The 19,541-nt window shown below is 71.3% G+C and carries 21 protein-coding genes and 5 pseudogenes; 13 read left to right on the top strand and 13 right to left on the bottom strand.

The window, feature by feature from the left end; all coding sequences use genetic code 11:
• The first annotated feature begins 11 nt into the window (after positions 1-11).
• Together BJF85_RS03915 and brnA are read left to right on the top strand one after the other, a co-directional pair.
• Positions 12-272, top strand: coding sequence for a BrnT family toxin (locus BJF85_RS03915; protein WP_075845799.1), 261 nt, complete (start codon positions 12-14; stop codon positions 270-272).
• Positions 262-498, top strand: coding sequence for a type II toxin-antitoxin system BrnA family antitoxin (gene brnA / locus BJF85_RS03910; RefSeq protein WP_075845798.1), 237 nt, complete (start codon positions 262-264; stop codon positions 496-498). The genes BJF85_RS03915 and brnA overlap by 11 nt, the downstream gene beginning before the upstream one ends.
• Here brnA and BJF85_RS31060 read toward each other — a convergent pair.
• From BJF85_RS31060 to cofD, 8 genes and pseudogenes are all read right to left on the bottom strand, one after another.
• Positions 446-1,050: pseudogene (locus tag BJF85_RS31060) on the bottom strand (NAD(P)H-dependent oxidoreductase). The gene brnA and the pseudogene BJF85_RS31060 sit on opposite strands and share 53 nt — an antisense overlap.
• A gap of 137 nt (positions 1,051-1,187) precedes the next feature.
• Positions 1,188-2,227 (bottom strand): annotated as a pseudogene (locus BJF85_RS03900) (LLM class flavin-dependent oxidoreductase).
• A 34-nt stretch (positions 2,228-2,261) separates the two neighbouring features.
• Positions 2,262-2,888, bottom strand: a complete 627-nt coding sequence (gene wrbA / locus BJF85_RS03895) for an NAD(P)H:quinone oxidoreductase (RefSeq protein WP_075845796.1) — start codon at positions 2,886-2,888, stop codon at positions 2,262-2,264.
• Positions 2,889-3,028: 140 nt separating this feature from the next.
• Positions 3,029-3,481: a MarR family winged helix-turn-helix transcriptional regulator gene (locus tag BJF85_RS03890; RefSeq protein WP_075845795.1), complete on the bottom strand. Its 453-nt coding sequence runs from the start codon at positions 3,479-3,481 to the stop codon at positions 3,029-3,031.
• An 83-nt stretch (positions 3,482-3,564) separates the two neighbouring features.
• A complete protein-coding gene (locus BJF85_RS03885; protein WP_075845794.1) occupies positions 3,565-3,939 on the bottom strand; it encodes a GntR family transcriptional regulator in 375 nt (124 codons plus the stop codon).
• Positions 3,940-3,980: 41 nt separating this feature from the next.
• Positions 3,981-4,523: an NUDIX hydrolase gene (locus tag BJF85_RS03880; RefSeq protein WP_075845793.1), complete on the bottom strand. Its 543-nt coding sequence runs from the start codon at positions 4,521-4,523 to the stop codon at positions 3,981-3,983.
• Positions 4,520-5,866 carry a coenzyme F420-0:L-glutamate ligase gene (locus tag BJF85_RS03875; RefSeq protein WP_075845792.1) on the bottom strand — a complete coding sequence of 449 codons (1,347 nt, stop codon included), beginning with the start codon at positions 5,864-5,866 and terminating at the stop codon, positions 4,520-4,522. Before BJF85_RS03875 ends, BJF85_RS03880 begins: the two co-directional genes overlap by 4 nt.
• On the bottom strand, positions 5,859-6,860 hold the full coding sequence (cofD, locus tag BJF85_RS03870) for a 2-phospho-L-lactate transferase (protein ID WP_075845791.1): 1,002 nt from the start codon (positions 6,858-6,860) through the stop codon (positions 5,859-5,861). The genes BJF85_RS03875 and cofD overlap by 8 nt, the downstream gene beginning before the upstream one ends.
• A 260-nt stretch (positions 6,861-7,120) precedes the next feature.
• Here cofD and BJF85_RS03865 point away from each other — a divergent pair, with 260 nt between their 5' ends.
• The 3 genes and pseudogenes from BJF85_RS03865 (at position 7,121) to dapC (ending at position 8,909) form a co-directional block, all read left to right on the top strand.
• Positions 7,121-7,339: a hypothetical protein gene (locus BJF85_RS03865; protein ID WP_075845790.1), complete on the top strand. Its 219-nt coding sequence runs from the start codon at positions 7,121-7,123 to the stop codon at positions 7,337-7,339.
• Between the two features lie 156 nt (positions 7,340-7,495).
• Positions 7,496-7,822 carry a ferredoxin gene (fdxA, locus tag BJF85_RS03860; RefSeq protein ID WP_075845789.1) on the top strand — a complete coding sequence of 109 codons (327 nt, stop codon included), beginning with the start codon at positions 7,496-7,498 and terminating at the stop codon, positions 7,820-7,822.
• A pseudogene (gene dapC / locus BJF85_RS03855) lies at positions 7,819-8,909 on the top strand (succinyldiaminopimelate transaminase). The gene fdxA and the pseudogene dapC overlap by 4 nt, the downstream one beginning before the upstream one ends.
• 401 nt (positions 8,910-9,310) lie before the next feature.
• Here the strand turns inward: dapC and dapD are convergent.
• Entirely contained in the window at positions 9,311-10,297 is a 987-nt protein-coding gene (gene dapD, locus BJF85_RS03850; RefSeq protein WP_075845788.1) for a 2,3,4,5-tetrahydropyridine-2,6-dicarboxylate N-succinyltransferase, read from the bottom strand.
• A 96-nt stretch (positions 10,298-10,393) separates the two neighbouring features.
• Positions 10,394-10,840 (bottom strand): hypothetical protein, encoded by a 447-nt coding sequence (locus BJF85_RS03845; protein WP_255375365.1) that lies wholly within the window; start codon positions 10,838-10,840, stop codon positions 10,394-10,396.
• Positions 10,841-10,901: 61 nt separating this feature from the next.
• Here BJF85_RS03845 and dapE point away from each other — a divergent pair.
• From dapE to BJF85_RS03830, 3 genes and pseudogenes are all read left to right on the top strand, one after another.
• Positions 10,902-11,971, top strand: a pseudogene (gene dapE / locus BJF85_RS03840) (succinyl-diaminopimelate desuccinylase).
• A 114-nt stretch (positions 11,972-12,085) separates the two neighbouring features.
• Positions 12,086-12,865, top strand: coding sequence for a TIGR00730 family Rossman fold protein (locus tag BJF85_RS03835; RefSeq protein WP_075845787.1), 780 nt, complete (start codon positions 12,086-12,088; stop codon positions 12,863-12,865).
• Positions 12,866-12,867: 2 nt separating this feature from the next.
• Entirely contained in the window at positions 12,868-13,437 is a 570-nt protein-coding gene (locus BJF85_RS03830) for a TIGR00730 family Rossman fold protein (RefSeq protein ID WP_139320451.1), read from the top strand.
• Between the two features lie 76 nt (positions 13,438-13,513).
• Here the strand turns inward: BJF85_RS03830 and BJF85_RS03825 are convergent, their stop codons facing one another.
• Positions 13,514-14,188, bottom strand: coding sequence for a 1-acyl-sn-glycerol-3-phosphate acyltransferase (locus BJF85_RS03825; protein WP_075845785.1), 675 nt, complete (start codon positions 14,186-14,188; stop codon positions 13,514-13,516).
• Positions 14,189-14,265: 77 nt separating this feature from the next.
• On the opposite strand from BJF85_RS03825, the gene BJF85_RS03820 reads away from it, so the two are divergent.
• From BJF85_RS03820 to BJF85_RS03810, 3 genes are read left to right on the top strand one after another with little or no spacing between them, the layout of a single operon-like run.
• Complete coding sequence (locus BJF85_RS03820) at positions 14,266-14,610, top strand: DivIVA domain-containing protein (protein ID WP_075845784.1); 345 nt, start codon at positions 14,266-14,268, stop codon at positions 14,608-14,610.
• Entirely contained in the window at positions 14,607-15,074 is a 468-nt protein-coding gene (locus tag BJF85_RS03815; RefSeq protein WP_075845783.1) for an SRPBCC family protein, read from the top strand. The genes BJF85_RS03820 and BJF85_RS03815 overlap by 4 nt, the downstream gene beginning before the upstream one ends.
• Positions 15,071-15,634: a DNA-3-methyladenine glycosylase I gene (locus BJF85_RS03810; RefSeq protein WP_075845782.1), complete on the top strand. Its 564-nt coding sequence runs from the start codon at positions 15,071-15,073 to the stop codon at positions 15,632-15,634. The genes BJF85_RS03815 and BJF85_RS03810 overlap by 4 nt, the downstream gene beginning before the upstream one ends.
• 66 nt (positions 15,635-15,700) lie before the next feature.
• Here BJF85_RS03810 and BJF85_RS03805 read toward each other — a convergent pair.
• A pseudogene (locus tag BJF85_RS03805) lies at positions 15,701-16,502 on the bottom strand (enoyl-CoA hydratase-related protein).
• A gap of 191 nt (positions 16,503-16,693) precedes the next feature.
• Between BJF85_RS03805 and BJF85_RS03800 the strand changes: the two are divergent.
• The gene (locus BJF85_RS03800) at positions 16,694-16,861 is read left to right on the top strand and encodes a DUF3117 domain-containing protein (RefSeq protein ID WP_075845781.1); all 168 of its coding nucleotides are present in this window, start codon (positions 16,694-16,696) and stop codon (positions 16,859-16,861) included.
• A gap of 217 nt (positions 16,862-17,078) precedes the next feature.
• Positions 17,079-18,596 (top strand): M17 family metallopeptidase, encoded by a 1,518-nt coding sequence (locus BJF85_RS03795; RefSeq protein WP_075845780.1) that lies wholly within the window; start codon positions 17,079-17,081, stop codon positions 18,594-18,596.
• A 35-nt stretch (positions 18,597-18,631) separates the two neighbouring features.
• Here BJF85_RS03795 and BJF85_RS03790 read toward each other — a convergent pair whose 3' ends face one another.
• The gene (locus BJF85_RS03790; protein WP_075845779.1) at positions 18,632-19,540 is read right to left on the bottom strand and encodes a LysR family transcriptional regulator; all 909 of its coding nucleotides are present in this window, start codon (positions 19,538-19,540) and stop codon (positions 18,632-18,634) included.
• Position 19,541: the final 1 nt, after the last annotated feature.

Here is a 19,541-nt window from a genome sequence, read left to right as displayed (position 1 = left end):
GGGTATGGGCTGTGGACTTCGAATTCGATGCCCGCAAGAGCGAGCTGAATCGGGACAAACATGGCATCGACTTTGTGGCTGCGCAGGAGCTGTGGGAGGACCCGGGCTACATCGAGGTGCCGGCTCGCGGCGTAGACGAGCCGCGCTGGTTGGTGATCGGACGACTCGATGGAAAACATTGGTCGGCGGTTGTGACCTACCGTGGCGCGCGGACACGGATCATCTCCGTGCGCCGAGCCAGAGACGTGGAGGTGGCCATCTATGAAGGCTGAAGAGTTCGACGAACGCTTCGACAACGGCGAGGACGTGACGGCTCACCTCGACCTGTCGAAGGCGCGGCGTCCCCATGCGGAACAGCGCCGGGTGAATGTGGACTTTCCGTCGTGGATGGTCGAGGCGTTGGACCTCGAGGCCCGGCGGCTCGGCGTGACGCGTCAGTCGATCATCAAGGTCTGGATCGCCGACAGGCTCGAGCGGAGGGACCACCACGCGGCGTGAGGGCTTGTGTGGCTGACCGGCCGTAAGGGTGCGCCGGGGAGGGGTTACGTGCCGGGTAGGGGGCCGGTGGCGCGGGCCTGAGGTACTCGGCGACGTCGTCGAGTCCGGTGTGGATTCGTCCGTAGACGCGTGGGTTGAGCAGGCGGGTGCCGTCGAAATCCCCCGCCGAGGCGAAGACGGCGACGGGCACGGTGTGTGCCTGGAAGAAACCGAACAGCGGGCGCAGGGCGTGTTCGAGGACGAGGGCGTGGTGCTCGCCCCCGCCGGTCGCGGCGAGCAGGACCGGTTTGTTGGCCAGTGCGTACTGGCGACGAGGTCGAAGAAGTGTTTGAACAGCCCGGGGTACGAGCCGCGGAACACCGGTACGGCAGCGATCAACAGGTCGGCGTCCTCGGCCAGGCGCAGCGTGGCCTCGAGTTCGGGAGCGACGTCGTCCTGCTCGCGGTCGACCGTGGAGGTGAAGGGCGTGCCGAGGGAGTAGACGTCGATGCGGGACGTGTCGACCGGCACGATCCCCGACAGTGTCTCGACGATGACGTCGACGAGCCCCATCGTCTTCGAGGTCCGGTGGGGACTGCCGTTGACGACGACGACCCGCAGCGACGCCTGCCCTGCGTCGCTGCCGGTCGGTCCCGCGTCGGTGCCCGGGGCGGTGGTTCCTGGTGTGGTGGTGTCGGGGGCGGTGGTGCTCATGCGGCACTCGTCCCCTTCGAGCTCGCCTCACGGCGCACGACGGGCGCGACCTCGGTCCCGAGCCGTTCGATCGTCGCGAGATGCTCCTTCTGCGGCATGCCACCGAAACCCGTCTGGATCAGGGCCCGGTTCAGCCCGTAGAGCTCGTGATAGGTCAACAGCTTGTCGATGACCTCCTGCGTGCTGCCCACCAGCAGGCCGGCATTCGGCGTCGCCTGTGCGTCGAACGCCGGGCGGGGCAGCCGCATGCCGCGGCCGCGTTGATGGTTGTTGTCCATCATTCCCTTGGCGAAGTAGGGATACATCGTGTCCCGCGCTTCCTGGCTGGTGCTGCCCACGTACCCGTGGGTGTTGATGCTGATGGGCAGCGCCGCGACGTCATGGCCCGCCTGTTCGGCCGCCTGACGGTAGAGCTCGACCGTCTGCTCGTGCTGCGTGATCGGTCCCATCAGCAGGGCGAGTGCCATCGGCAGTCCGAGCGTGCCGGTACTGATCGCGGACGCGGGTGTCCCGCCGACGCCACCCAGATCGGGATGGTGTCGCCGTCGGCGCGCGGAGCGATGTCCGCCTCGACCAGCGGTGCGCGGAAACGTCCCGACCAGGTGAGCGGATTGCCCGCGCGGATCCGGAGCAGCAGGTCGAGTTTCTCCCGGAACAGGTCGGCGTAGTCCTGGAGGTCGTAGCCGAACAGCGGGAACGACTCGGTGTACGAGCCGCGTCCGGCGATGATCTCCGCGCGTCCGGACGAGAGCAGGTCGAGGGTCGCGAACTGCTCCCACACCCGCACCGGGTCCTCCGAACCGAGCACGGTGACAGAACTGGTCAATCGGATCCGATCGGTCGCCTGGGCCGCGCCCGCCAGCAGGATCGGCGGTGCCGACCCGACGAAGTCACCCCGGTGGTGCTCCCCGACCCCGAACACGTCGAGTCCGACCTGGTCGGCCACCGTGGCCTGCTCGATCGTGTCGCGGACGCGCTGCCGAGGGGAGGGGAGGGTGCCGGTCGCGAGGTCCTCGGAGAGTTCCCCGAATGTCATGATTCCGATGTCGAAGGTCATGGTCGGCTGCTCCTCAGTGTGCGGCGGGCGCGGCGAAACCCGCGGCCAGTGCGGTGGCGATGTCGACGGCGCGATGGGCCTGGTACCGCGCCGCTTCCAGTTCGGTGTCGCCGGGGAAGCTGCCCCCTCCGGACACGTGCGATGCGCCGTAGGGATTACCGGACCGGAACTGGACGGGGTCGGTGAATCCCGGGGGAACCACGATGCCGCCCCAGTGGTAGAAGGTCGTGTAGAGCGACAGCAGCGTGGACTCCTGGCCGCCGTGCGGCGTCTGGCTGGACGTGAATGCCGTGTAGACCTTGTTGGCCAGCTTGCCCTCCGCCCAGACCGGGCCGGTGAGATCGAGGAACTGCTGGAACTGCGAGGCGACGTTGCCGTAGCGCGTCGGCGCACCGAAGATCACCACATCGGCCCATGTCAGGTCGTCCAGTTGGGCCGTCGACACGTCGGTCGTGGCTTCGACGTGGGCATTCCAGGAGTCGTTGGCCGAGATGGCGTGGTCCGGTGCGAGCTCCCGCACCTTGCGCAGCCGGGTTTCCGAGCCCGCCTTCCGTGCGCCCTCGATCGCGGCCTCGGCCAGTCGATGGACGTTTCCCGTTGCGCTGTAGTAGATGACGGCGGTCCTGGTCGGCTCGTGCATGTGTCGTCCGTTCATGTCTCGCGCGTGCCGGGGCGTCGGCGCGCCGGACACGATTGGGTTGATACGTCAACTCAGTGTAGGCACAGTTGAGTTGATACATCAACCCGAATGTGGCCGGCGAGGTCCGGGCCGCAGTTCGACTACGGGCCGGTTTCGAGGTGCTCGAGAACGATGTCCGCGAGCTCGGCGAACTGATCCAGCTGTTCAGGCGACAGGCGGTTCACGAACAGGTGCCGCACCTCCCGGGCGTGGCTCGGCGCCGCTTCCTCGATCGCCGCCCATCCCGTTGTGGTCAGTACCGCGTCGACACCACGCGAACCGCACCGCTCGCGGTCGACCAGACCGCGGTCGCCCATCCGCTTGAGCTGATGATGGAGGCGGCTCTTCTCCCAGTTCGCCGCCTTGCCCAACTCGTAGACCCGCATCCGCCCGTCCGGTGCGTCGGACAACAGGGACAGCACGGTGTAATCGGCGAACGAGAGGCCGCTGCCGGCCTGCAGCTGCTGCTCCAGGCGCGTGCGCAACAGTTCCAGCATGCGGATCGACGTCCGCCACGCCTGGAGCTCGCGCTCGGTCAGTCTGTCGTCCGCCATCGCGTCATCGTAGCCGCCGGCATCGCATCCGCAGGTGCCGTCAGCGCCGTCGCGGCCGGACGGCCGCCGGGCGGAAGCGGGCGTCAGTGGGCGTGGACGGCGGCGGTGACGATGGCGATCGCCTCGTCGTCGGCGAGGCCGAGTTTGCGGACCGTTTCGGCGTAGCGCTGGGCTGCTTCGCGCGCCTGCTGGCGGGTGTGGTCGCCGGTCGAGGCGACGAACGTGCCCGAACGGCCCTTGGTCTCGATCAGTCCGGCTTCCTCGAGCTCACGGTAGGCGCGGGCGATGGTGTTGGCCGCGATGCCGACGTCGGCCGCAAGTCCGCGCACGGTCGGCAGTTTCGTGCCGACGGCCAGCTCGCCGTCGTTGATCTTGCGCGCCAGTTCCGCCCGTACCTGCTCGTACGGGGGCACCTTCGCCGCTGGATCGACGCTCACCACCGGTTCCGTGTCGCTCATTGCGACGAACCCTCGCACAATCCGGTTGAGGAGGGCAAACGTCAGGTTCGCTCCAGGGCGGCCGCGATGACCTCGGTGAGGTCCTCCGTGTCGGGCGGCAGCGCGTGCACCGGCCACCAGCGCAGGTCGTCGGACTCGTCGCTCGCCACCGGCTCGGCACCCTCCGGCGCGCGGACCAGGAACTGCACGTCGAAATGCCGCGTCGGCACGCCGAGCGAGCAGGTGATCGGGTGGACGTCGAGCCGCAGCGGATCCTCGTCGATCGTCAGCCCGCTCATCCCGGACTCCTCGGTGGCCTCCCGCAGCGCGGCGCCCGGCAGCGACGTGTCCTCGGGCTCGCAGTGCCCGCCCAACTGCAGCCATCGGCCGACGCGCGGGTGCAACGTCAGCAGGACGTGCTCGGCCGCGGCGTCCAGCACCACCGCCGAGGCCGTGACGTGGCCGGGTTCGCACGAACGCGCGCACGCGTCGGGTCTGCCCCCGACGAAGCCGAGATAGGCCTGGCGCAGGGATTCCTGCCCGGGTGCCGACGGCTTCCAAGAGTCTAGTGTGGACAGTGCCGACGCGTGGAGGGTGTCGCTCACAGCTCGATGAGTCCTTCGTCGAGATCACGGGGCGGGCGCGGCTGCGCCGGTTCGGACGGGTGGCCGACGGCGACCGCGCCGAGCGGCTGCCACGACGGGTCGATCTGCAGTTCCTTGCGCACGACGTCGGCGGCGAAGATCGTCGAGCCGATCCAGCACGAACCGAGACCCTCGGCGGCCAGCGACACCAGCAGTCCCTGCACGGCTGCGCCGCCGGCGACCGTGAACATCGTGGACTCGCAGGCGTTCCGGCGTTCGTCCGGATAGGTGTGCGCGCCGTCGGGCACGAGGAACGGCACGACGACCTCGGGGGCGTCGAACAGGATGTCCCCGCGCCGCAGGCGTTTCGCGATCTGCTCGGCGGTGAACCCGTCGGCGGCCAGGTCGGCGCGCCACGCCTCGCGCATCGCCTCGAGCAGCGCCGTCCGCTGCGCGCGGTCGCGCAACCACACGAACCGCACCGGACGCGTGTGATGCGGGGCGGGCGCGGTCAGGGCGGCCCCGCCGGCACGGCGCAGCACGTCCGGGTCGACGGCCTCGTCGGTGAACGTGCGCACCGAACGCCGCAACAGCACCGCCTCGCGCCGGCCCTGCTCGATCGCCTCGTTCGTGCCGAGGCGGAACAGGTCGAACTCGACCGGACGCACCAGGTCGGCCGCCGTCGACGGCTCGTTCTCCCGCGCGCCGATCTCGAGTCCGCGCACGACGGCCACCGGCAGTCCACCGAGCTTGCCCTTGACCAGATCGGCCGCGCCCGCGATCTCGTCGGCCACCGCGATCTCGGTGACGGCGAGCTCGTTGCCGTGGTCGTCGACCTGGCCCTCGTAGCCGTGCAGCACGCGCAGGCCGGACGCGCCGATCGTCTCGTCGGTCTGCCCGTTGCGCCACGCGCGGCCCATCGTGTCGGTGATCAACACGGCCACCTCGACGCCCAGTCGCTCGCGCAGTCCGTTGCGCAGCGCCAGCGCCGAGGCGTCCGGGTCGTAGGGCAGCAGCGCGATCTCGTCGAGCTCCACATTGGACGCGTCGACGCCCGCGGCCGCCTGGACGATGCCGTTGCGGTTCTGCGTGATCAGCGTGCGGCCGATGCGGGCGAGGACCCGTTCGGACTCCTCGTCGATCAGCCTGCGGCGGGCGGCGTCGCGTTCCTTCGGGTCGGAGGGGACGCGGATCAGCCTGCCCTCCGCCTTGGACACGACCTTGCTCGTCACCACGACGATGTCGCCCGAGCGCAACCACGGCGCGGCGGTGGCGATCCGCCCGGTGAGGTCGTCGCCGGGGCGGAACTCCGGCAGTCCCTCGACGGGGAGGATCTCGACGCGCGTGGCCGCGTGGTCAGTCAAGGTGTGCCCCTGCGAGTTCGAGCGCGTCCCTCGCCATCTGCGCCGTGGTGTCCACATCGGACATCATGATCGGGACGGAGCGCACGGCGACACCGGGCACGTCCACGCGCTCGCCCGAGTGCACCAGCCAACCGTCGAGCAGCCCCTCGTCGGACGTCTGCCGCGAGCCGTAGTGCGCGCCGACCGCCTCGGCGGAGGTCTCCACGCCGATCGCCGACAGGCACGCATCGCCCATGCCGCGCAGCACCTTGCCGCCGATGATCGGCGAGATGCCGACGACGCCCGCCTCGGTCTTGCGCAGCGCATCCCGCACACCGGGCACCGACAGCACCGACCCGACCGACACCACCGGGTTCGACGGCGCGAACAACACCGCGTCGGCCTCGGCGATCGCCTCGAGCACGCCGGGCGCCGGTTCGGCCTCCTCCGCGCCGACCGGCACGATCGAGTGCGCCGGCAGCTCCGCGCGGTGGCGCACCCACCACTCCTGGAAGTGGATGGCCTTGCGCTTCTCCGGCGCCTCCGGGTCGTCGACGACCACATGCGTCTCGACGCGGTCGTCCGACATCGGCAGCAGGCGCACCCCGGGCTGCCAGCGGTTGCACAGCGCCTCGGTGACGGCCGACAGCGGATAGCCCGCCCGGATCATCCGCGAGCGCACCAGATGCGTGGCGATGTCCTTGTCGCCGAGCGAGAACCACGTCGGATCGGCGTTGTAGGCCTCGAGCTCGGTCTTCACCGACCACGTCTCGTCGGCGTGCCCCCAGCCGCGTTCGGTGTCGACGCCACCACCGAGCGTGTACATGCAGGTGTCCAGATCGGGGCAGATCCGCAGACCGTGCATCCACACGTCGTCCCCGGTGTTGACCACCGCGGTGATCTCGTGCTCCGAGCCGGTGTCCGGAGCCCCCGTCGGCGGCAGTCCCAGCGCGGCTTTGACCCCCAGCAGGAAGCGGGCTCCGCCCACTCCGCCGACCACGACCACGACCTTCACGTTCGCCCGCCTCTTCTTCTCGTCCGCCCCTCGCTGCCTTGCCTCGTCCGATCCTCGCACGGGGGCCGGCGCCGGCAGCGCCGGTGTGTGCCGATGACCGGGCGCATGACCGGGGCGGTGCGTGGAGGATCGTCGGCGACGGGGCAGTGGTGGCATGGTGGTGGGAGAAGTCACAGGCCCGTGGTGCTGCCACAGCCTGTGCGCCTCGCGTCGGGCTGATCGCCACTAGATTGGGGCCCGGACAGCCGAAAGGAGCGCCCGTGAACATCTCGCGCAGGGACGACCGTCACAACGCCGACCTCGCCAAGGAGATCTCCGACAGCTTCAACCGCGCCATCGGCGCGAAGCAGGCCACCGAGAAACCGCAGGACGAGCAGGACAAGCAGGACAGCGGCCCGCAGCCGGACGAACAGCCCCCGTCGCCGCAGTTCGTGGTCACCGGGGACAAGCGCGATACCGGATCGAGACGTCGCCGGTGAGCGTTGTTCGTCACCACCACGGGAGGACGATCAGGGGTCAGATAAGGGTGGCCTCAGCATAGGATGTGAGGCGACACCGCGTAATGTCCGACAGCGTCCGCCACCGTGCGGTCCGGCCGACGGGCCAGAGGAACACAGCAACAGCAGGAGAGCGCAGTGACCTACGTGATCGCCGAGCCGTGCGTCGACTTGCTCGACAAGGCATGCATCGACGAATGCCCCGTCGACTGCATCTACGAGGGCGAGCGGATGCTCTACATCCACCCCGACGAGTGCGTCGACTGTGGTGCCTGTGAGCCGGTCTGCCCCGTGGAAGCGATCTACTACGAGGACGACGTTCCAGACGAGTGGGTCGGCTACACCAAGGCCAACGTGGACTTCTTCGACGAGCTCGGCTCGCCGGGCGGTGCGTCGAAGGTGGGCAAGACCGCCCACGACCCGCAGTGGATCAAGGACCTGCCCCCGCAACAGCACGGCGAATGACCCGGCTCCAGCTTCCCGGTTTTCCCTGGGACACGCTGGCCGGTCCGACCGCGCGGGCGAAGGAGCACCCCGACGGCATCGTCGACCTGTCGGTCGGCACCCCCGTCGACCCGGTCCCCGAGGCCGTGCGGGACGCGCTCGCGTCCGTGTCCGACATCCCCGGCTACCCGACGACGCACGGCACCGCCGAGCTGCGGGAGGCCGCCGTCGGCGCGCTCGCGCGCAGGCACGGCGTGCCGGACGTCCCGGTGGACGCCGTGCTGCCCACGATCGGGTCGAAGGAACTCGTCGCCTGGCTGCCGACGTTGCTCGGTGCCGGTGACGGGGACGACGTCGTCATCCCCGAGCTGTCGTACCCGACCTATGAGGTCGGCGCGCTGATCGCCGGTGCGAAGGCCGTCCGCGCCGACAGCACCGTCGCGCTCGGGCCGTCGCGGCCGCGGATGCTCTGGCTGAACTCGCCGTCCAACCCGACCGGTCGCGTGCTCGGCGTCGACCACCTGCGCAAGGTCGTCGACTGGGCGCGGGAACGCGACGTCGTGGTCGTGTCCGACGAGTGCTACCTCGCGCTCGGCTGGGACGCCGAACCCGTGTCGATCCTGCACCCCGACGTCAGCGGCGGCAGCCACGACGGCCTGCTCGCCGTGCACTCGCTGTCGAAGTCGGCCAACCTCGCCGGCTACCGCGCGGGCTTCGTCACCGGAGACCCCGCGCTGGTCGCCGACCTGCTGGCCGTGCGCAAGCACGCCGGCATGATCGTGCCGCGGCCCGTGCAGGAGGCGATGCGCGTCGCGCTCGCCGACGACGCACTGCTGCACCGCCAGCGCGAGCTCTACGCCGCGCGCCGGGAGACGTTGCGCCCGGCGCTCACCGCTGCGGGCTTCCGCATCGACCACTCCGAGGCCGGGCTGTACCTCTGGGCGACCCGCGACGAACCCGCCGACGCCACCGTGGCGTGGCTCGCCGAGCGGGGCATCCTCGTCGCCCCCGGCACGTTCTACGGCCCTCCGGCGGTTCCCACGTCCGCGTGGCCCTCACCGCCACCGACGAACGAGTAGCCGCCGCCGCCCACCGCCTGACCCCGTAACCACGCCTCGCCTCCGCGCGCTCCGCGCGGCGAGGCGAGGTGCGTGGGCGTGGCGGGACGCCGTGTCAGCACCCCACGTCGCTGTGTCAGCAATCCACGTCGTCGTGTCAGCAATTCGCGTCGCCGTGTTGTGGGCTCGGGTGCAGATCTCGCGGCTCTGAAGGCAGATCCCGTGTTGCTGGCTGCAGATCTCGTGCATGAACTGCCAACACGGCGACGCGAGGTGCCAACACGGCGACGCGAGGTGCCAACACGGCGACGCCAGGTGCCAACACGGCGACGCGAGGTGCCAACACGGCGACGCCAGGTGCTGACACGGCCGCGCGAGGTGCTGACACGGCCGCGCGAGGTGCTGACACGGCGGGGCGGGGCCGGGCGCGGATGCGCCCGGCCCCACACCGTCAGTCGTTGGCGTGCAGGGCTTCGTTGAGTTCGACGCCCGTGCCCGCGCGCGGGACGACCTCGACCGCGCCGGTCGAGGAGTTGCGGCGGAACAGCACGTTCGAGATGCCCGACAGCTCGCCCGCCTTGAGGGACTTGCCGTCGACGAGCACCTTCGTGCCCGCGGTGACGTACAGCCCGGCCTCGACGACGGAGTCGTCGCCGAGCGAGATGCCCACACCGCCGTTGGCGCCGATCAGGCAGCGTTCGCCGACGGAGATGACCTCCTTGCCGCCACCGGACAGCGTGCCCATGATCGACGCGCCGCCGCCGACGTCCGAGCCGTCGCCCACGACGACACCGGCCGAGATGCGGCCCTCGACCATCGACGCGCCCAGCGTGCCGGCGTTGAAGTTGACGAAGCCCTCGTGCATGACGGTCGTGCCGCTGGCGAGGTGGGCGCCGAGGCGCACCCGGTCGGCGTCACCGATGCGCACGCCGCTCGGCGTCACGTAGTCGACCATGCGCGGGAACTTGTCGACGCTGTACACGGTCACCGGGCCGCGGGCGCGCAACCGCATGCGCGCCGCCTCGAAGCCCTCCACCGGGCACGGACCGTGGTTGGTCCACACGACGTTCGACAGGTAGCCGAACTGTCCGTCGAGGCTGACGCCGTGCGGGCGCACCAGCCGGTGCGAGAGCAGGTGCAGGCGCAGGTAGACGTCGTGGGCGTCGGCGGGCGGCGTCGCGAGGGTCGCCAGGGACGTGCGGACGGCCACGACCTCGACACCGCGCGCCTCGTCCACGCCCAGCAGCGCGGAGACCTCGGAGCCGAGCGACTCGGCGGCCTCCTCGGCCGACAGCGTCACGGTTCCGGGTTCGGCGACCGGCTCGGTCAGCCGCGGGTTCGGGAACCACGTGTCCAGCACGGTCCCGGTCGTCGAGACGGTGGCCAGGCCGACGCCGACGGCACCGGTCGTTTCGGGATCAGGGGTCTGCTCAGTCACGCCGTAACGGTAACCCGCGGCGCCCGCAGAAGCCGGACGCCTCCGGCCGGACGGCCTCCGACCGGACGGCCGACCGCACCGCGGGCCGGACCGCCGCTAGCCGGACTGCTCGGCCATGTCCTCGACGTCGCCCTCGACGTCCTCGAGGGCCTCGGCGATGTCCTGCAGGCTCTGCGTGCAGGCCTCGACGTCGCTCTGCTCGTCGATGCACCGGCCGTTGTTGTACGAGTCGATCGCGGTGCGCAGGGCCCGTGCGGACTCGACGGCGTCGGGGTGCTGGGGCGCCTCGAACGTCGCGTAGTGGTGCGTCTGCCCGGGGACGCTGTTGAGCTGGGTGATGTACTTCTGGCACTCGGACGGGTCGACGTCGCCGGGCGAGCGGTAACACACGTCCTGGGTGATCGCGCGCAGCTTCGTCGCGAGTGCGGGCGGGCCCGGGTCCTCGCCGCCGCCGGTCGGTGTCGGCCCCGCTTCCTGCGAGCACGCCGACAACGCCATCATCAACACGCCTGCCACGGCCACCAGCAATGTCCGAATACGCACGTTCTCACCGTACGCAAGACCCGGCCAGGACGTGCCACCCCCTGCGCTTAGTGTTGTGGTCATGACCTCGCTCGATCTCCGTGCCGACCCCGTCGACCTGACCGCCGCGCTGGTGGACATCCCGTCCGAGTCGCGCCACGAGCAGGCGATCGCCGGCGCCGTGGAGGCGGCGCTGCGCAGCCAGGCCCCGCACCTCGAGGTCACGCGTAACGGCGACGCCGTGCTGGCCAGGACGAACCTCGGCCGGCCTTCCCGGGTCGTCCTCGCCGGTCACCTGGACACCGTGCCGGAGAACGCGAACCTGCCCGGCAGCCGCAGCGCCGACGGCGAGGTGCTCCGCGGTCTGGGCACCGTGGACATGAAGGCGGGCGACGCGGTGTTCCTGCACCTCGCGGCGACGCTGGCCGAGCCGAACCGCGACATCACGTTCGTCTTCTACGACTGCGAGGAGATCGACGCGAGCCTCAACGGCCTCGGCCGCATCCAGCGGGAGCTGCCCGAATGGCTGCGCGGCGACCTCGCGATCGTCGGCGAGCCGTCCAACGGCGTGATCGAGGCGGGCTGCCAGGGCACGATGCGCATCGAGATCGCCACGAAGGGCGCCCGCGCGCACACCGCCCGCGCGTGGATGGGCGTCAACGCCATCCACGCCCTCGCCGAACCGCTGCGCCGGCTCGAGGCCTACGAACCGCGGGTCGTCGACATCGACGGGTTGACCTACCGCGAGGGGCTGCAGGCGATCCGCATCGGCGGCGGCGTCGCGGGCAACGTCGTGCCGGACGAGGCCGTGCTCGGTGTCAACCACCGGTTCGCGCCCGACCGCGACGTCGAGACCGCCGAGGCGCACCTGCGCGAGGTGTTCGACGGGTTCGACGTCACCGTCGTCGACGCCTCGCCCAGCGCCCGCCCCGGACTGTCCGAACCGGCCGCGAAGGAGCTCGTCGCGGCGGCGGGCGGCACGGCGACGGCCAAGCTCGGCTGGACAGACGTCGCCCGGTTCACCGCGCTCGGCATGCCCGCCGTCAACTTCGGACCCGGCGATCCGACGCTCGCCCACACCCAGGGTGAGCAGGTGTCGGTCGCGAGATCCGCCGCGTCGCCGACGCGCTCCGGACGTTCCTCGGCGGCTGAACCGGACAGGGTCGACCTCGGCCGTGCACAGGCCCTGAGTAGGCCCTGTGCAGGGGGTTTGCGCAGGGGTTCGCCCGAACGATGAGCCCACGTCCGACCTCGTAGTCTGACGGCGTGACTGATGGTGTGAACTCCCCGGACGAGCACCCCTCGGAGTCCTTCCGCGGGCCCGTCGTTCTGCGCAGGGAACAGAGGGGCGCCGGCCCCGGCTCGACCACCGACCAGCGACTGCTCGACTCCCGCGGCCCCAGCGACTGGGTCCACACCGACCCGTGGCGCGTGCTGCGCATCCAGGCCGAGTTCGTCGAGGGCTTCGGTGCGCTGGCCGAGGTGCCGCGGGCCGTCACCGTGTTCGGCTCGGCGCGCACGCCCCGCGACTGGGCCGAGTACGCCACGGGTGTCGAGATCGGCGCGGCGCTCGCGCGGTCCGGGTTCGCCTCGATCACCGGCGGCGGTCCCGGTGCGATGGAGGCCGTGAACAAGGGCGCGTCCGAGGCGGGCGGCCTGTCGATCGGCCTCGGTATCGAGCTGCCGTTCGAGCAGGGCCTCAACCCGTGGGTCGACCTGGGCGTCAACTTCCGCTACTTCTTCGCCCGCAAGACGATGTTCGTCAAGTACTCGCAGGCCTTCATCTGCCTGCCCGGCGGGTTCGGCACGCTGGACGAACTGTTCGAGGCGCTCACCCTCGTGCAGACCAAGAAGGTGACCAAGTTCCCGGTGGTGCTGTTCGGCACCGAGTACTGGGGCGGGTTGTACTCGTGGATCCGCGACACCGTGGCGGCCGACGGCAAGATCGGACAGAAGGACCTCGATCTGCTGCACCTGACCGACGACGTCGACGACGCCGTCCAGGTCGTGCTCGAGGCGTACAAGGCATGGGAGGACACGCACTAGTGCTGCGTCGCATCTGCGTCTTCTGCGGGTCGTCGTCCGGCGGCGACCCGGTGCACACCGAGGCCGCGGCCGCGCTGGGCACGTTGCTGGCCGAGCGGGGGATCGGGCTCGTGTACGGCGGCGGCAACGTCGGTCTGATGGGCACCGTCGCCGACGCGGTGCTCGCCGCGGGCGGCGAGGTGATCGGCGTGATCCCCGAGCACCTCGTGCGCGCCGAGGTCGCCCACCACGACGTCACCGAGCTGCGGATCGTCGAGGACATGCACGAGCGCAAGGCCACGATGGCCTCGCTGTCGGACGCGTTCCTCGCGCTGCCCGGCGGCATCGGCACCCTCGAGGAGCTCTTCGAGATCTGGACGTGGGCCCAGCTCGGTCTGCACACCAAACCGGTCGGCGTCATCGACGTCGACGGCTACTACTCCAAGCTCGCCGAGTTCGTCGACCACATGGTGGAGACCGGCTTCCTCAACACCCCGAGCCGGGAGATCGTGCGCATCGACCCCGATCCGGAGAAGCTGCTCGCGGCGTTCGACACCCACGCCGAGGTGCCGATCAACAAATGGGACACCTGACCGCGGTTCGCGAAACGCTGACACGGCGACGTGGGTTGCTGACACGGCGACGTGGGGTGCTGACACGGCGGTGCCGTCAGGCGGCGTCGCTTTCGGGTCGCTTGTGGTACGCGTCGACGTACTCCTGGCCGGACAGTTCGAGGATGGCGTACATGACCTCGTCGGTGACGGCGCGGCGGATCGGCGGCGACGAGGCCAGCCCGTCGTAGCGCGAGAAGTCCAGCGGTGTGCCGAACCGCACCGTGACCCGCACCGGGCGGGGGATCTTCTTGTCGATCGGCAGCAGCCGTTCGGTGCCCTCGAGCGCGACGGGCACGACCGGCGCCTTCGTCTCCAGGGCCAACGCCGCGACGCCGGTGTGGCCGCGGTGCAGCTTGCCGTCCAGCGACCGCGTGCCCTCCGGGTAGATGCCGAACGCGCCGCCCTCGGCGAGCACCTTCTGCGCCGCGCCCAACGCCGCGAGCCCGGCCGCGGCGTTCCCGCGCTCCACCGGCACGTAGCCGAGCGCCGACAGGAAACCCGCCCGCAGTCGGTCCTTCACGCTCGAGCCCTCGAAGTACTCGGCCTTGCCGAGGAACGCCACGGGCCGCGGCGCGACGATCGGGATCACGGCCGTGTCGATGGCGGAACGATGGTTCGAGGCGATGATGAGGGGACCGTCGGCGGGCACGTTCTCGGCGCCCAGCACCGTCGGACGCCACAGCGTTCTGGCCAAGGGTGCGAGTCCCCGGCGGATCAACAGGTGCAGCACCCCCCAAGCATGGCACGCGCGGCCGCGTCGATGTGACGTCCGCGCGGGGCCCGTGGGCCCTGTGCCACGATCGACGTGTGACCACCGCGCTGATCTACCTGCTCGTCGTGCTGCTCGTGGCGGCGGTCGTGTTCCTGCTCGCCTCGCTGGTGTTCGGCAGAGGGGAGGAGCTCGCCCCGCTCCCGCCCGGCAGCTCGCCGACCCGGTTGCCCGCCGACGACCTCACGGGCGCCGACGTCGCCGCGGTGAAGTTCCAGCTCACCGCGCGTGGGTACAAGATGTCCGAGGTCGACTGGGTGATCGCGCGCCTCGGCGGGGAGATCGACGACCTGCGCGGGCGCGTGGCCGAGCTCGAGGCGCGGCTCGAGGGCCGCGCGCAGCAACCGGCGGGCGGTTCGGCGACCGGTGGGCAGGCGCAGTGACCGATGTCGTCGAATCCGTCGACGTCGAGGCGCCGGCGGGCACCGTCTGGTTGGCGCTGACCGACTGGGAACGCCAGGGCGAGTGGATGCTCGGCACGCAGGTGCGCGTCACCGAGGGCAACGGTCGTAGCGTCGGCACCCGACTCGAGGCCGTCACCGGACCGGGCCTCGGGTTCGCGCCCGGTATCGGCGTGACCGATCCGATGGAGATCACCGCGTGGGAACCGCCCGTGCGCTGCACCGTGCGGCATCTCGGGTCGATCGTGCGCGGCACCGGCTCGTTCCACGTCCACCCGCGTGGTCCGCACCGCGCCGTGCTGGTGTGGTCCGAACGTCTGGAGCTGCCGTTCGGACCGCTCGGCAGGCTCGGCTGGCCGGTGGCGAAACTGCCGGTGGCGCTCGGCCTGAAACTGTCGCTGCGCCGGTTCGCGGCGTTCGCGCATACCTACGAGGTGGGTGGATGAGCGAGCTGATCGGCCCCGACGGCGTCGCGCGGTGTTCGTGGGCGAACGGAACACCCGACTACGCCGAGTACCACGACACCGAATGGGGCGTCCCGCTGCGCGGCGTGCCCGAGCTGTTCGAACGGATCTCGCTCGAGGCGTTCCAGTCCGGCCTGTCGTGGCTGACGATCCTGCGCAAGCGGCCGGCGTTCCGCAGCGCGTTCGCGGACTTCGACCCGGCGGCGGTGGCCGCGTTCGGCGACGACGACGTCGCCCGGCTGCTCGCCGACGCCGGCATCGTGCGCAACCGGGCGAAGATCCACGCCACCATCGCCAACGCCAGGGCCGTCGTCGAACTCGACACCCCGCTGGACGATCTGCTGTGGTCGTTCGCGCCCGACGCGCACGTGCGGCCGGTGCGCATGGCCGACGTGCCCGCCGTGACACCCGAGTCGACGGCGATGGCCAAGGCGCTGAAGAAGCGCGGCTTCCGTTTCGTCGGCCCGACCACCTGCTACGCGATGATGCAGGCCACCGGCATGGTCGACGACCACGTCAAGGGGTGCCACCGCGCCCCCTGAAGCTCCCAAGGGCCCCATAGTCGCGTTCAACGCGACCAAGGGGCCCTCGGGAGCACTTGGCGGGGGCTACTTGCCGGTGAAGATGGGCTTGCGCTTGTTGACGAAGGCGTCGACGGCCTCGGTGTGGTCGGACGTGCCACCCAGCACCGACTGGGCCTCGTCCTCGGCGGCCAGGGCGTCGGCGAGCGTGCCCTCGGCGGCCGTGGCCAACGTCGACTTGATCTTGGCGTAGGCCACCGTCGGACCCGCCGCCAGCTTCAGCGCCAGCTCCTGGGCCCGGCCGGCCAGCTCGTCGTCGGCCACGACCTCGCCGACCAGGCCGATCCGCAGCGCCTCGGTCGAGTCGACCGTCCGGGCCAGCATCATCAGCTCCTGGGCCCGGCCGTAGCCGACGAGCCGCTGCAGCGTCCACGACGCGCCGCTGTCCGGGCCGAGCCCGACGTTGGCGAACGCATGAGGAAGTTCGCGACCCGGCTGCGATCCGCAGGTCCGAGGCGTAGGCGAACGCGGCGCCCGCACCGGCGGCCGGCCCGTTCACCGCCGCGATGACCGGTTTCGGCATCGTCGTGATGGCCGTGACGATCGGGTTGTAGTGGTCGGCGACCGTGCGCAGCGGCGCCGGGTCGCCGGCCTGCAACAGGCCGACGTGCTCCTTGAGGTCCTGCCCCGCGCAGAACGCCTTGCCCGCGCCCGTCAGGACCAGCGCGCGCACGCTCTCGTCCTCCGCCGCCTCGGTCAGCGCGGCCAGCAGGCGCTCCTTCAACTCGACGGTCAATGCGTTGTATGCCTTGGGGCGGTTGAGAATCAGCGTTCGCACCCCGCTGCCCTGATCGCCGTCGACCACCTGCAGGACGTCGTCTGTCGTCACGTGAAGCCCTCCGATTCGTTCGTATCGGTCGCCGAGTCTCTCAGGCCCGTGAGGCGCATACCAGCGCCTATGCTCCGACGCTAAGATCGGTCCGGCGTTCGCCGCCAACCGTCGATGGGGGACAATGGACACAGGACCCGGTGTGACGCGCAGGCGAGCCGGGCGCTGGTTGAAGATGGAGGGAGCACGCTATGGCGGCCATGAAGCCCCGGACCGGAGATGGTCCCCTCGAGGTTGCTAAGGAGGGACGGGGCCTCGTGATGCGTGTACCGCTGGAAGGCGGCGGGCGCCTCGTCGTCGAGTTGACGGCTGAGGAGGCCAAGGACCTCGGCGCTGCCCTGCAGGAGGCCACGGGCTAGCGACGTCCCCGGACGTCCCTACGTCCTCCCCGTCCCTGCCGCCGGCCCAGCTGCGCCGTGCCGCTCGTCCCGGCACGAATCGCCGCGGTGCACCGCACGGATCCGACCCGTACGGCTCTGCGTTGCCCTGCACCGCCGTGACCTGTACCGGTCTGTCCTGCTCCAGACCGCGGCGCTGTCGGCCGGCCGAGTTCTCGTGTGCCTGGAGGCCATACACATGGCGCGAGCCGTTCTGCCGCCCGTCCCGAGTCCGCTGGCCGATGTCGAGGTCGGTGGCACCCCCGCCCGCGGTGAGCAGCTCGCCCTCGTCCACGCGGGCCCCGAGGCCCTGGCCGAGGCCGGGTCGCCGCATGCGGAGTTGGCCGAGGAGATGCGCGCCAAGGGCACGGCGGCCGAGACCGTGACCGTGCCCGGTACGCGCTCGGCCGGTACACCCCGCTGGCTGGTGGGCATCGGCGACGGCGAGCCGGCCCGCTACCGCGCCGCGGGCGCCGCGCTCGTGCGCGCCGCGAACGCCTACGCGGAGGCGGAGGCCGATGCCGCCGCGGGCCGCAGGGCCCCGACGCGCATCGCGGTGCGCCTGCCCGAGGGCGTCGACGCTGAGCAGGCGGCGGCGTTCACCACCGGCGTGCTGCTCGGCGGGTACCGCTTCCGCGTGACGGCGGAGAAGGCCCCGCCGGTCGTGACGGCCGTGCGGTTCGACGGCCTGACCGCCGACGCGCTGGGCGCCGACACCGCCCGCGAACTGTCCACGGCCGTCGCCAGGGCCCGCGAGCTCGCCGCGGCGTCGGCGTTCGCCCGCGATCTGGCGAACACCCCGTCGAACGTGAAGAACCCGGCGTGGCTCGGCGACGTCGCCGCCCGCGTGGGCGAGCAGACCCGCGGCCTCACGGTCACCGTGCGCGACGAGACGTGGCTGGCCGAGCAGGCCTTCGGCGGCGTCCTGGCCGTCGGCGGCGGTTCGGCGAGCGCCCCGCGGCTGATCGAACTGGCCTACCGGCCGCGCGGGGCCACGGCCCATCTGCTGCTGGTCGGCAAGGGCATCACGTTCGACACCGGCGGCATCTCCATCAAGCCCGCCGCCGGGATGCACCTGATGCGCACCGACATGGCGGGCGGCGGCGCCGTCATCGCCGCGATGCGCGCGATCGCCGAGCTGCGCCTGCCGGTGAAGGTCACCGCGCTCGTGCCCGCGGCCGAGAACCACGTGTCGGGTTCGGCCTACCGGCCCGGCGACATCGTGCGCCACTACGGCGGACGCACCAGCGAGGTCGGCAACACCGACGCCGAGGGCCGGATGGTCATGGCCGACGCCATCGCCTACGGCATCCAGCGGTTCCGGCCCGACGCGCTCGTCGACGTCGCCACGCTCACCGGTGCCATGAAGGTCGCGCTCGGCCTGCGCACCGGCGGCCTGTTCGCCACCGACGACGCCCTCGCCGACAGCGTCGTCGCCGCCGGCGAGCGGGCCGGCGAGCAGTGGTGGCGGATGCCGCTGCTCGAGGACCACATGGGAGACGTGCGCAGCGAGATCGCCGACGTCAAACAGGCCGCACCCGGGCCGGGCGGCGTGACAGCGGCACTGTTCCTGCGCGAGTTCACCGCGGGCCTGCCGTGGGCGCACCTGGACATCGCCGGCCCCGGGCGGGCCGAGAAGACCTACGACGATGTCGTCCCCGGTGCCACCGGCTTCGCCGCCCGCACCCTGGTCGAACTGGTCGCCTCCTACGCCTGACGGCGAACGCTGCACCCACCCCGCGAGGTCCGCGTTCAGCCGCGTGAGGCGTGCACGAAGTCGCGGAACGCCGCCACGGCGGGGGAGAGGGGACGCCCGCTCGGCCACGTCAGGGCGACCGTGCGGCGCGCGCGGGGACGCAGCGGCACCTCGACGATGCCGGTGGGGGTTCCCGGTTCGAACTTCGGCAGCAGCGACACCCCGAGCCCCGAGGCGACCAGTCCGCGGACGGTGTCCGACTCCTGCCCCTCGAACGCCACCTCCGGGCGGAACCCGGCGCGGGCGCACAGCTCGTCGGTGATCTGCCGCAGGCCGTAGCCGTGCTCGAGCATCACGAACGGCTCGGCGGCCAGGTCGGGCAGGTGCACGTGGTCGGCGCCGGCGAGCGGGTGGCCCTCGGGCACGGCGACGAACAGCTCCTGCTCGGTCAGCGGGAACGAGTCGAGGTCCGGGGTGTCCGGCGGCGGGGCGACGAGGCACAGGTCGATCTCGCCGTGCACGAGCCGGTCGGTGATGTCCTGCAGCGACCCCTGTACGAGCGTGAACCGGGCGCGCGGGTGGTCGGCGCGGAAGTCGCGCAGCAGATTCGGCACGAGGGAGCGGCCGAGCAGGTGCAGGAAGCCGAGGGCGATGTGTCCGCGTTCCGGGTCGACCTCCTCGCGCACCCGGCGGACGCCGTGCTCGAGCTCGGCGCCCGCGCGGTCGGCGGCCTCGGCGAGCAGGCCGCCGGCCCGCGTGAGGCGGATGCCGCGGCCGTCCGGGGTCGTCACGGGCGTGCCGAGCAGGTCGGTGAGCGCGGCGAGCCGGCGGCTGGCGGTGGGTTGCGGGATGCCCAGTTCGGCCGCGGCGCGCGTGAGGTTGCCCGTGACCTTGAGCACGCGCAGCAGGGCGACCGCCGGCGCCAGGTCGGCCGCGACCCGCACGTTCTCGGAATCATCCACCATG

This window comes from Saccharomonospora sp. CUA-673 (assembly GCF_001942305.1).
Taxonomy (GTDB): Bacteria; Actinomycetota; Actinomycetes; order Mycobacteriales; family Pseudonocardiaceae; genus Prauserella.
This window is presented reverse-complemented; position numbering and strand designations above follow the sequence as displayed.

Coding starts and splice junctions, on each gene's coding strand:
- BJF85_RS03885 (WP_075845794.1), bottom strand. CDS start 3,939: ATGAGCGACACGGAACCGGTGGTGAGCGTCGATCCAGCGGCGAAGGTG.
- BJF85_RS03890 (WP_075845795.1), bottom strand. CDS start 3,481: ATGGCGGACGACAGACTGACCGAGCGCGAGCTCCAGGCGTGGCGGACG.
- BJF85_RS03800 (WP_075845781.1), top strand. CDS start 16,694: ATGGCGGCCATGAAGCCCCGGACCGGAGATGGTCCCCTCGAGGTTGCT.
- wrbA (WP_075845796.1), bottom strand. CDS start 2,888: ATGCACGAGCCGACCAGGACCGCCGTCATCTACTACAGCGCAACGGGA.
- brnA (WP_075845798.1), top strand. CDS start 262: ATGAAGGCTGAAGAGTTCGACGAACGCTTCGACAACGGCGAGGACGTG.
- BJF85_RS03795 (WP_075845780.1), top strand. CDS start 17,079: ATGGCGCGAGCCGTTCTGCCGCCCGTCCCGAGTCCGCTGGCCGATGTC.
- BJF85_RS03810 (WP_075845782.1), top strand. CDS start 15,071: ATGAGCGAGCTGATCGGCCCCGACGGCGTCGCGCGGTGTTCGTGGGCG.
- BJF85_RS03790 (WP_075845779.1), bottom strand. CDS start 19,540: ATGGTGGATGATTCCGAGAACGTGCGGGTCGCGGCCGACCTGGCGCCG.